Consider the following 12,617-nt stretch of genomic DNA (forward strand, 5'->3'; position numbering starts at 1 on the left):
AAAAAATGAGAAGTCAAGTTGAACCTATACTTTTCTAAAACAACGAAAATAGAAAGTCATGATGGCTTTCATTTACTACAAGATCACAAGGGGACAAATCATAGCAGCCCATGGGATGATTATGGCTACACTGTTAAATTTAAACTTTATTATATTGATAATATATCAAAGAAAAATCTAGGGTTTCTCAGACTTTTTATTAATGAACAGAAAGACACCTCAGAATTTCTTATAGAAAAGGGGGAGGAAGTCGAAAAAGATATTTACAAAATAGACAATGTAATTAATCAAGAAATTGCCGTATCTCTACCGCTTGATATCGATTATTACCATAAGCTGAACAAACTACTAAAGACAAACTCTATTGGCCAATTTTTGGCAATGATATGTGACGCTAGTTATTTTTATAGCAAGATTTCTACCTATAGAAGCTGGAATGGCTTTAACGGTTCTGTAATGAGGGAAGGGAGCAACTCTGAAGCAATTCTCAGAAAAGGTCATCAGATTGCAACAGGAAGATACTCTCCTGAAGGGTCATTTACAATAAATATCGAATTAAACCCTGAATCATATGACCCGGTTAAGTTTGTTTTTGATAATGATCGAGAGGTAAGTAAAACAAATATAAATCTATTGATTGGAAAAAATGGGGTTGGCAAGTCATTTCTCCTAAAAGAGCTTTCCAAGATTATTACAGGAATTCAAGAAATTGACGATAAATGGCCATATTTTCATAAACTGATAGTGGTAGCATACTCACCATTTGAGGAATTTTATACTAAAGATGAATTACTTGATGAATTAGATAAAAAATACTCAAAGAAAAAGAAAATAAGAAAGACCAGGGCACCATCAAGAAGAAGAATGAATGTCAACGAATATGCATATGTTGGATTTAGAAATGAATCTGGAAAGTTTAATATTGACTGGCCTAAAAAGCATAGCGTTGAAGCATTAGTTAATATACTTAAATTTGACAAAGAGAATTGTTGGTGGGAAGAAAGGGAAAGATTTGAAATATTAAAAGAAACTCTAAGCTTATCCATTGATTATGATAACATTGCTGTTAAATCATCGGACTCGGAAGAGTTTTTAATAATTGATTGCGCTTCAGATGAAACTATTAAATTGATTGAAAGCTGTTCATCAAAAGAAGACGGCTTGTTTTTTATCAAGAATGATAATGTTTTAAATCTAAGCTCTGGCCAGCTTATATACTCCTACATGATCCCTTCTATTGTTTCTGAGATAGAAGACGAAAGCTTGATCATACTTGATGAGCCGGAATTATACCTCCATCCACATTTGGAGGTTGGACTCATTGATATGATGAAACACTTGCTTTCAGAAACGTCATCATATTCTATTATAGCAACCCATTCAGCAATATTAACTAGAGAAGTAGAAAAGAAGGCTGTAAAGATACTAAGAAAAATAAATGGTAGAACTGAGGTCTCTGACCCTAGCTTTGAAACATATGGTGAATCATTAGAAACTATAATTGGCGAGGTATTTGATGATTATACAACGGTAAAGCCATTTCAGAGCGACCTTAAAAAACATGTAAGTTCAGAAAAAAATGTTGACTCTGCAATTAAAAATATAAGATCAGATATCGGCGATGAGGCACTTGCATATATTGTTTCAGAATTTTGTGGCGATGCAGATATTCTTATTGAGGACGAATAAGTGAAGTATTTGGATTCAATGAAAATTGATAACCCAGAAGCTTGGCTTAAAGAAGCTCTAAGCTGTAGAAAACTCAATGTGAAGCAGCTTGAAAGTATAGAGCAAGAGCTTACTGATAAATATAATGGTTATAATGAAATTATTGATAACTGTGACACAAGACCTGTTGACAGTGAGTTTTTAATTCATAAGGAGCTGTTGATTAATTATTATGAAGCCCCCCCTGCTAAACTTAATCAGCTTCTAATCTCAAGAAGAGCTGAACATGGTCTATTAGAGTGCCCCTTCTGTGGAAACCCAAAAGAGCCTGACACACTAGATCATTTCATCCCCAAAGATGACTGGCCTGAATTTTCTATAAATCCCAATAACTTAGTCCCCCAATGCAGAGGGTGTGCTCCAATAAAAAGCTCCAAGTATTACTGTGATGAAGATAAGGTGTCGATATACCTTCATCCTATGTATACGGATTTGCTTTCTAAATTTAGATTTAAGATAGCTGTATCGTTTTCCGAAGATACTGAAAACGTATCTTTTAGACTTAGTCTTTCGAAGCCCCAGTCAATTGATTCACCATCTACGGATAGGGTTTTACGCCATTTTAGTCAGCTAGGACTCCAGAAACGTATTCAGCTGTATTGTTATAGAGAGTTCAAAAAATGGAAGGAGTTGTTAACTAAAAAGAGATTCAAAGTTGAAGATGCGCTCAATCAGCGCTTATCTGAGCGAGCTTCGCAAGAACAGGGAAGGGACTGGAAAACTGCGCTCTATATTGGAATCCTAGAGAATATAGATCTTGTCAATTATTTGAATGGCTTAGCAAATGAAGATTCGAATGAGTCTGCTGAAGAGACAGAGGTTGAACTAGAATTGTGGGTAACAGAAAGCTAAATCTTGTAGCCGGTAGTTTCTGGATGCCGGCCTCCACACCACCCATCGTACGGGTCCGCAATAGGCGGTTACCTATCCGTAATGAATCTCTACCCAACGATAGTGTCGAGCAGCTCTTCATTTGAGTTGAGTGTCATGGCAGTGCGCCACCTCAACTTTATCCGACTGAAAACATATCGGTAGGCTACCCCTGTCTTTTAACTCGTGGAGTTTGGGTTCAGGCCTTCACCTTGTCCAAGGTATTCATCTTGGCATTAGGCTACTATGCCGTCGGCTGACTTCTGTTTAATCACCTTGATCATTACTGACCAAGGCGCTACTGTGTTCCGCCACTTTTGTCTATCCTCACAATGATGATTAGCGGGTTGCACCTATTTATGAGTCAGGGGCCATGCTGACAGCTTCACAGCAGCAAGCTAAACAGATTTCTCCAGATAAGAACGTGAACTTTTACTACACAGCTGCATCATTGACTCTACCCGTTAGAACACCCGGCTTCGGTGCCCCTGGCCACCTCGCCTCCAGGCTAAGCCTTATAAGGTGTTTCTGTTCGTCAGCTCGTAGTTTTGCTAGCCGCTTCCTCCCCACAAGACCTCACGGTGTTGCAGTTGCCATTCGCTAGCAGTTAGCATTTAATGGCGCCCATTAAACGGTGATTTTCCTATACGGGACTTTCACCCCATTAGTTCATGCTCATGCTGGGTGTACCAAGGCGAAGTACAATCGCCAGCAAAGCTGGCTGGACCTACATTCCGCAGCTTCGCTGCTTCATTTCGGCCCATGCTGGCAGCTTTATAACTCATGAGGGCTCTGTGACCTACATAAAGTACTTGTTTGTAATCTTGTTTCCTTGGTTAGCTTTTTTCGTAGGAGACATGATTTATGGCTCTTCGCATGTGATGTTTCATCATCCCTGCGAACAATCAGAATATGGGTGCTGGCCTATAGATTCTACAAGTTTTGCAATAAAAGGGGCGTTGTTTGGTATCTTTATAGGCTTGGCAAATTTGACGTCCTCTCAGCTTAAAATATCATTGGTGTCGGCATTAGTGTTGTTGGCTTTGATTACCGTCAGGCTGGGTGCTGTTCAAATGGAGGGTATTCTGTCTGTAGTATTGGGTGGGTATTACTGGTTAAGTTTATTTGTCCCATTATTATTTAGTGCAGTGTTTTTTTACCTAGGCTCAAAGTATGTGTCAGGTAAGTTATAACAATACCAAGTACGATCGCCAGAAAAGCTCGCTGGACCTACATTCCACAGCCTCGCTGCTCCAATTCGGTTCGTGTTGGCGACATAAGTACTATAGAGATATAAGTAATGGGAAGACCTTGGAGTAAACTGCAGAAGGAATTTTATTTGCTGCGAACAGATGGACTTGACCTGCAATTGCATTGCCGAGCCTATAGAATGGATTCAAAAATGGGATCTACCGATATTCCTAGATATTGGATTACATTAGGCAAGGAGATAATCTGGGACTACCCAAGAGATTTTATTGGTAAGAATCATCCTAAACGAGTAAATACTAAGTGGTATCCCTATGGCAATGATGTTCCAGATATTTCCAATCTAATAAGAGAGTATATTGACACTCCAAAAGATGAGCTGATGTCAAAGAATTTTCAAAATGACCATTGGGGGTTGATTAACATATTTCGAGCTTCAGATAAGCGTATAGGTTTAAGACGCCTACCTGAGCTAAAGAGGAAAACAAAAAATAGGGCCGCATTGAAAGTAATTGAGACGCGGCTAGAAAGCACTAAATCGAGTAGCCGGTAGCTTCTAGCTACCGAACCCCAGACCACCCATTATGCGGGTCCTCAATGAGCGGCTCCCTATCCGTAATGAATCTCTACCCAACGATAGTGTCAAACAGCTCTTCATTTCAGCTGAGTGTCATGGCAGTGCGCAGTCTCAAATTTATCCAACTGGAAACTTATCGGTAGGATAACCCTGTCTTTCAACTCATCGAATTTGGACTCAGGCCTTCACCATGTCCAAGGTATTAATCTTGGCATTAGGCTACTATATCGTCGGCTGACTTCTGTTTAATCACCTTGATCATTACAGACCGAAGCGCTGATGTGTTCCACCACTTTTGTCTATCCCCGCGATGATGGTAAGCGGGTTGCACCTATTTATGAGTCAGCGACCACCTTGACAGCTACACATCAGCAAGCTAAACAGATCTCCCCAGATAAGAACGTGAACTTTCACTACACGACTGCATCATTGACTCTACCCATTAGATCACCCGGCTTCGGTGCCCCTGGCCACCTCGCTTCCAGGCTAAGCTCCATAGGATGTTTCTGTTCCTCAACTCGGATTTTCTTGCGGCTTCCTCCCCACAAGACCTCACTGTGTTGTAGTTGCCATTCACTAGTAGTTAGCATTTAATGGCGCCCATTAAATGGTGATCCTCCTACAGGGGACTTTCACCCCATTAGTTCACACCCATACTGGACGTACCAAGGGCCAGCACAATCGCCAGATGCGAAAAACTCATTCGGCTGGACTCGCTACACTGCGTTCTGCTCGCCTGTGTGGCCGGCGTTATAAGCCTAGGACATCATGAACACTAGATATTTAGATGAAGGGTTTCCTCTTTTACATTGGGCAACAGAAATTGAAGCTGTGTGCCCTAAGTGTAATGAGGTTGGAGTTATCAGCGGAAATCCATACTGGAAAGATTGGCGTGCTACATTCTTGTGTCACGGTTGTTCTCATTCATTACAAACAGATCGTGATGGTTGGCACGGACCTGTTCTAGGAATGGGGCGTCGTCCTTGTGGTACATGCGGTCATCAGTGGGTACGAGTAGAGAAAGTATTTGATGATGCGAGCAAAATAAATGGCGAGTCTACGAAATCTAAATGCCCCCAATGCAAATCAGAAAATAAAGTATCTTTAAAGTTCACTCGTACCGAACCGACTGATCATGCTATTGATCCTTTTTTTGGCCTAGAGCTAGCTTTAAAAGAAGATACTCGTCATGGCACTGTTTGGGCATATGGGGCAACTCATTTGGAACAGCTCAAACTATATACCTCTGCTCAATTAAGAGAAGGGGATGGTACAAAGTGGTCTTATTTCACGAGACTTCCAAAGTGGTTGAAGACTTCGAAAAATAGGAAGATGGTTTTAAAGGCCATTTCTAAATTAGAGAAACGCCTTATAACAAACAAAGACAGCGGATAAGCCGCTGCTTTGGGCGTTCGTAATGAGTCTCTACCTGGTGATTGTCGCACAGCTCCCCATTTGAGTTGAGTTTCTTGGCGGTGCGCTACCTCAACGTTATCCAACGGGAAACATATTGGTGGGCTAGCCCTGTCTTTTAAGCCGTGGAATTAAGTTCAGATCTTCACTCTGTCCAAGGTATTACTCTTGGCATTTGGCTACTATGCCGTCGGCTGACTTCAGCTTAATAACCTCAGCCATTACTTGATGACTTACTACAACTGGAAGCGTCCCCACCAATACAATGACGGATTACCGCCTGCAAAAGTGGAAGAAAAATTTAACCTACTGTCCAGAAATAGTTGACCACTACACCTCCTTCCGATACCTAAACATCAAGATATTGAGACATTAGAGAGGAAAATTGCCAAAGAAGAACTAATGTGGCTTTCATGACAAAAAACAAAATTATGAATATTAATTCTTAAGCGTGTTTCTTCTCCTTCGACCCACAAAATAAGTACGATTGTTCGACTCCTTATTGCCTGCTGCATTTATGTATGCAATATTTGGGTGGATTTTTTACCTCATGAAATCTAGCAAGGAGAATTTTTTATCCAAAAAATCCACATGATAGGTCTATATGATCTTTTTCTGCCCTATTTCTCAGCTAAATTCTCACACCATCAAGAATAAATATAAAATTTACGATTAGAAATGCAATTTTATGAAAATTAAAGCCCTGTATGGAAAAGCTCTTTTACTCATACTTATTTCCCTTTGTTTTACCTCCACAGTAAATGCTCAGTCTGGTTTTGAGGCTGTAGTGCCAGGGCCGGTTCATCTGGGTGTAAATGTCAATACTGAAGATGTTCCGTTTTGGAAAACATTGGATAATGACCATCAAGATGACTGGGATGGACGTGTACTCCATTACCCTGCCGATTGGCGAATAGCGAAAGGCAGCGATGGTCGTTGGATCACTTTTCCCCATGAGTGGGATCACCGCGAGGGTTCGGATGGCCGAATTGTTGCCTATCCCCACGGTTTTTACACACAAGAAGGAGATGATGGAAGGGTAATTTCCTATCCTTATAGTAAATGGAGGTACTTTGAAGGGGGAGATGGTCGCGGCGTGGCAATTCCAGGGGATTGGGATGTAGATGAACACGGTAACAAACTGTGGGGAAAAAATGTTAAAGCAGGCAGTGATTACCGCAAGATTGTAGTACCTCCCGGCTGGGAATCCGATCAAGGACGCGATTCAAGATTGATAGCTTATCCTGCAGGCTGGCTAACAGACTCCGGTTTTGATGAAAGGCTGGTAGCCATTCCATCTCTCTCACCATGGAAGACCGCCTGGGGGAGGGATGGGAGAATGATTACCTACCATGAAGGTATAACATCAAGAGTTGTTGAAGGAAATGACGATAGAAAAGTCGCAATCACCAATAACTGGTACTATCGATCAGGCCCCGACGGAAGAATTAAACAAAGGCCCAAAAGTACAATTAAAACACCTTTAACTTTTGATAATCCAGCACAAATTGCGCTGATTAAGAAGCTGAAGGAAGATGCCGAATTATCAGATGAGGAGTACCATGATTATTTGCTTTACACATATCTCAATAGTGACTAGATTTCACTAATAATAAATCATCGTGAAGGCCACCCTTACAGCGGGTGGCCACATGCCACTCACCAAGGGGTAATTAATAGTTTTGGCAGGATTCAAACTATCACGTTATTTTACTTCAATACACGTCGACTATTAGCGACTTACAATTAGACACCGCCGATAGAAAAGTAATTTAATAGTTGGCTTTGGAAGGAGTTCTACTACTGCTAAAGGATACCTTCCTCCTCTATCTCCACTTCTATAGTTTTACCACTCACATATCATTAATGGATTACCGCCGGCAAGCTCATCAACTGGAGCATACTGCACCGCTCGACAGTGCAGTAATCAACTATTTCCGGACGGTAAGTTAAGTTTTTATACCGCACTTTGCCACTGCAGCTGATTCATGGAGCTTCCCTTCGAAGTTGATGGAGGGACATCATGCCAGTCTGCCATAGCAATTTATAAAATCTCGTTTATGTACCGCTTACTGATTAACTCTACTCGTTAGATCAGCCGGGGGGGCCTTGGTCACTCCGTCTCCAGGCTAAGCCTTATAGGATGTTTCTGTTCACCAGCTCGTGGTCTTGCTAACGGCTTCCTCCCCACAAGACCTCACGATGTTGCAGTTGCCATTCGCTAGTAGTTAGCATTTAATGAAATCCATTAAATGGTGATCTTTCTACAAAGGACTTTCACCCCATTAGTCCACGCCCATGCTGGGCGTATCAAGCGTAGGCAATCGACCTCAGGCAACTGCCACCTTTTGTGCGGGGGAGCTACACAAAAGATGGCATTTACCTCCGGTGGCTGCTGCCGGCGTTATGGAACCTTACTATCAAGAGTAAATTTATAGAATGATAGATTCAAAAAAATATGTATCTATAGCCATTCAGGAATTAAGGCAGCCTACATTTGAGATTACGAAGCAATACCTTCAAGTTATGGAGGTTGAGCTTGAACACGAAGTTCCTCGTGTAGCGAGGATTGATTTAGACCATATCAATGACTCTATTGCCGTTTATTTTTTTATAAAGGAAGAGCAATTTTTTATCGTAGTTAACCTTTCTAAAGGGGATACTCCACAAGTGGAGTGGGTATGGATTGAGTCTGGTCACCGGGTATATTTAACAGCTACATCGGAAGCATTGGGATACGATGAGTTGTCGAGCTACCTTCCATATAATTCACTAACTGGCTGGTCTAAAGGTGATATTGATAAAAGTGGAAAGAGAGCATACAAATTTTCGAGAGTTTCTTACGAGCCGGTCGTAAATGAAGCATATGGTCTTGAGGAGAAGCTGCTTAATTTACTTATAGATTTAGAAAGGTCATCAGGGGCGATTCGCAAGTTAGTTGAAAATTCAAAAGCCTATATTTCTATCTGTAGGCATCAATATATAAGCGCAAATGCGGGTATTCACCTGGATCTAGAAATATTACATCGACTCAGCTCGCTAAACTTGGAACTAGATGTTGATACTTATATAACTGGAAATGAAATCGAGTAGGAGATGCCCCATAAATCGGGTAGCCGGTAGTTTCTAGCTACCGGCCCCCACACCACGCATCGTGCGGGTCCGCAATGGGCGGTTCTCAATCCATAATGAATCTATACCCAACGATAATGTCGAGTAGCTCTCCATTTGAGTTGGGTGTCTTGGCAGTGCACCACCTCAACTTTATCCGACTAGAAACATATCAGTAGGCTAGCCCTGTCTTTTAATTCATGGATTTTGGGTTCAGGCCTTCACCCTACCCAAGGTATTAATCTTAGCATTTGGCTACTATGTCGTCGGCTGACTTTTGTTGAATCACCTCGGTCATTACTGACCGAGCCGCTGCTGTGTCTCACTACTTTCATCTATCCCCGCGATGGTCGCTAGCGGGCTGGGCCTATTTATGAGTCAACAGCCACGCTGACAGCTTCACTGCAGCTAGCTAAACAGCTTTCCCCAGATAAAAACGTGAACTTTCACTACACAACTGCATCATTGACTCTACCCGTTAGACCACCCAGTTTCCGTGCCCCTGGCCACCTCGCCTCTAGGCTAAGCCTTGTATGATGTTTCTGTCCGTCAACTCGTAGTTTTGCTAGCGAATTCCCCCCCACAAGACCCAACGGTATTGCAGTTGCCATTCGCTGGTAGTTAGCATTTAATGGCGCCCATTAAATGGTGATCTTTCTACGGGGGACTTTCACCCATTAGTCCGTGTCCATGCTGGGCGTACCAAGTACAAGCAGGTTTCTGCGGGACTTTGGCCCTTCGCAAGACGGCCTACGCTACGCTCCAGCTTTCCCTTTTGTGGTCATTATAACCAAGGATAGATATGGAAAATAATAAGATATTTCTAACAATCAACAGAGTTAACTCAATACTCTTTCTACTCTTATTGATTGCTTCATTAATTGGGGCTTTTTTTATCTTTCAAGAGATAACGAAAAACACAAGGAGAAATGCGGTAGAAATCGCAACTCCTGACAAAGAAACTAAAGAAATAATCGAGCTTTCAGATGTAGAAACAATTCGAGACAAAGGAATCCAGTATATACGTGTCTATTCAAAGCGTGACGGTGTTTTAAAGTCTGGGGGATATAGCCGAACCCTTCGAAACCTGCTTTTCTTAAGTCAAATCGGAGAGGAACCTACATGGTTACTTCCGGACAATAACTCTCAAATTATTAATCATCGCATTCTTAAAACATATGATGATCAAACAAATGAATCGACATCCGACTACATATATGTGGAGATTAGCCCTAAATCTGAAGGGGTAAGCGCTTGTGTCAGCGCCACCGATGGAACAACCCTTGAGTGCCTTGATACTGGATTAAACAAAATCATCCAGTACGAGTATTTCTCAGATAAACAGACGTTGGGCTTGCTTGTTCAAGTGTCAAATGAACTTCGCTACAAAGTTTTTGACCTTATCTCGAAGAAGCTAGAGTCTGACAAATTTGTGATAAAGCTATAAATAGGGTAGCCGGTAGTTTTTAGCTACCGGCCCCCACACCACCCATCGTGCGGAACCGCAATGGGCGGTTCCCTATCCGCAATGAATCTCTACCCAACGATAGTGACGAGTAGCTCTTCACTTTAGTTGAATGTCATGGCAGTGCGCTACCTCAACTTTATCCAACTGGAAACATATCGGTAAGCTAGCCCTGTCCTTTAACCCGTGGATTTTGGGTTCAGGCCTTCACCCTGTCCAAGGTATTAATCTTGGCATTTGGCTACTATACCGTCGGCTGACTTCTGTTTAATAGCCTTGATCATTGCCGCCGAAGCTCTGCTATGTATCACTACTTATATCTAATCTCGCGATGGTGGCTATCGGGTTGGGCCTATCTATGAGTCAGCTACCACGCTGTCAGCTTCACAGCAGCAAGCTAAACAGATCTCCCCAGATAAGAACGTGAACTTTCACTCCACAACTGCATCATTGACTCTACCCGTTAGACCACCCGGCTTCGGTGCCCCTGGCCACCTCGCCTCCAGGCCAAGCCATATAAGATGCTTCTGTTCGCCAGCTCGTAGTTTTGTTAGCGACTTCCTCCCCACAAGACCCCACGGTATTGCAGTTGCCATTCGCTGGTAGTTAGCATTTAATGGCGCCCATTAAACGGTGATCTTCCTACAGGGGACTTTCACCCCATTAGTTCACGTCCATGCTGGGTGTGCCAAATTTAGGCAAGCGGACAAATTACTACGCCTTCGATTCCGTAATTTGCCGTGGCTAAAGGCGTTATGTGGGGCTAAACCGAGGTCTTATTGAGAGATGTGGCGTAATTGACATTAGCTTAAAGAATCATCCTGACACTCACTGTAGTGCTACGACAAATTTACCAGACACAATAAGTTGTTTTTATGCAGCCTTTTAATACTCAATTTACCTTATCTAGAGATTACCTTGCCGAATGCTATGATCAGTCTCTACCCTATGGGAAAAATGTCAAGCCCAATTATCTTCTTCCTACATTATTATTATCTTCTGGTGCGGGATTACTGTTTTTTACTGAGCAGCCTAAGATCGCAAGTTGCACGTTAATTGCATTAGGCGTGCTGGAACTGATTCACATTCGATATCGACGAGCTTGGTGGTTAGCACGGCAGATGCTTGGGAAAAGTGCCGGTAGTGAGGTGAAATTAACCATAGATAAGGATGGAATCCAGACACAGAATCCTTATACGACAACAGCTCTATTGTGGGCAGATATCGAGCATATTATTGAAACCGATTTAGGGCTTATTTTGGTGGCTAAATCCGGGGGGCAGCAGTACTTGTCTAAATCGTTATTACCTGCTGAATTAATTAATGAGATAGTTACCAAGATTAAGGGTAAACATTGATTTCAATAAAAATTAAAATCGTGCCTACAATGCAGCTAATACAATACATAACAAGCTGCTCAAACGCGACGACCCTACGGGGTCGCCGCTTGGCAAGGCGTTAAATGCACACAAGGAACACGTAATGCAGTTCATCCGAAGAATACAGCGAAATAGAGCGATAAAATCGTACTTACGGAAATTGCCTAAGTTGCTAGCGAAAGATTATGGAAAATCTAAAAGGTATCGCCCAAAACAAGTAAGGGCTACGATTGAGAGGTCAGGGCTCTCAATTATTTATACCTGTTACGCGATTTCAATTTTTTGCTCAAAGAAGGAATTTGATGCATATCATCATGAAATTGGTGAAGTGTGTGATTACGGAGCAATGCGTGGAGAAGTAGGAAATCTTCATTTTTACGGAAATGCAAACTTTAGTAGTAACGATGTTGCATCTGTTGGCTCTGACTTTGGTGCCGGTTCACATGGCATGGATGACGGCGGCACAGATTGAGGCATTTAAATCGGGTTTAGCTACCGACCCCCACACCGCCCATCGGCGAGTCCACAATGGGCGACACCCTATTCGTAATGAATCTCTGCCCAACGATAGTAACGAGTAGCTCTTCATTTGAACTGAGTGTCATGGCAGTGCGCTACTTCTGAGTCAGCGGCCACGCCGACAACTTCACAGCAGTAAGCTAAACTAATCTCCCTAGATAAGAACGTGAACTTTCACTACGCAACTGCACCATTGACTCTACCCGCTAAATCACCCAGCTTCGGTGTCCTTGGCCACCTCGCCTACAGGCTAAGCCTTATAGGATGTTTCTGCCGATCAGCTCGTAGTTTTGCTAGCAGCTTCCTCCCCACAAGACCTCGTGGTGTTACAGTTGCCTTTCACTAG

Annotated in this window: 10 protein-coding genes; all 10 read left to right on the forward strand. The window is 42.4% G+C overall.

The annotated features are described in order from the left end of the window. The first annotated feature begins 18 nt into the window (after nt 1–18). The 10 genes from ACJJI0_RS10435 to ACJJI0_RS10480 all read left to right on the forward strand — a co-directional run bounded on the left by ACJJI0_RS10435 (nt 19) and on the right by ACJJI0_RS10480 (nt 12,224). On the forward strand, nt 19–1,689 hold the full coding sequence (locus ACJJI0_RS10435) for an AAA family ATPase (RefSeq protein ID WP_444885822.1): 1,671 nt from the start codon (nt 19–21) through the stop codon (nt 1,687–1,689). Further along, the gene (locus ACJJI0_RS10440) at nt 1,690–2,580 is read left to right on the forward strand and encodes a hypothetical protein (RefSeq protein ID WP_444885823.1); all 891 of its coding nucleotides are present in this window, start codon (nt 1,690–1,692) and stop codon (nt 2,578–2,580) included. Nucleotides 2,581–3,392: 812 nt separating this feature from the next. After that, nucleotides 3,393–3,791 (forward strand): hypothetical protein, encoded by a 399-nt coding sequence (locus ACJJI0_RS10445; RefSeq protein WP_444885824.1) that lies wholly within the window; start codon nt 3,393–3,395, stop codon nt 3,789–3,791. Nucleotides 3,792–3,898: 107 nt separating this feature from the next. Beyond that, complete coding sequence (locus ACJJI0_RS10450; RefSeq protein WP_444885825.1) at nt 3,899–4,360, forward strand: SF0329 family protein; 462 nt, start codon at nt 3,899–3,901, stop codon at nt 4,358–4,360. Between the two features lie 792 nt (nt 4,361–5,152). Continuing rightward, a complete protein-coding gene (locus tag ACJJI0_RS10455; RefSeq protein ID WP_444885826.1) occupies nt 5,153–5,779 on the forward strand; it encodes a hypothetical protein in 627 nt (208 codons plus the stop codon). Between the two features lie 706 nt (nt 5,780–6,485). Next, nucleotides 6,486–7,397: a hypothetical protein gene (locus ACJJI0_RS10460; protein ID WP_444885827.1), complete on the forward strand. Its 912-nt coding sequence runs from the start codon at nt 6,486–6,488 to the stop codon at nt 7,395–7,397. A gap of 839 nt (nt 7,398–8,236) precedes the next feature. Next, the gene (locus tag ACJJI0_RS10465) at nt 8,237–8,890 is read left to right on the forward strand and encodes a DUF4279 domain-containing protein (protein WP_444885828.1); all 654 of its coding nucleotides are present in this window, start codon (nt 8,237–8,239) and stop codon (nt 8,888–8,890) included. An 820-nt stretch (nt 8,891–9,710) separates the two neighbouring features. Beyond that, on the forward strand, nt 9,711–10,355 hold the full coding sequence (locus tag ACJJI0_RS10470; RefSeq protein ID WP_444885829.1) for a hypothetical protein: 645 nt from the start codon (nt 9,711–9,713) through the stop codon (nt 10,353–10,355). Nucleotides 10,356–11,248: 893 nt separating this feature from the next. Further along, nucleotides 11,249–11,731: a YcxB family protein gene (locus ACJJI0_RS10475; RefSeq protein WP_444885830.1), complete on the forward strand. Its 483-nt coding sequence runs from the start codon at nt 11,249–11,251 to the stop codon at nt 11,729–11,731. Nucleotides 11,732–11,855: 124 nt separating this feature from the next. Further along, entirely contained in the window at nt 11,856–12,224 is a 369-nt protein-coding gene (locus ACJJI0_RS10480) for a DUF6559 family protein (RefSeq protein ID WP_444885831.1), read from the forward strand. The last annotated feature ends 393 nt before the right edge of the window (nt 12,225–12,617 follow it).

This window comes from Microbulbifer mixtoriginis (SeqCode), assembly GCF_052466695.1.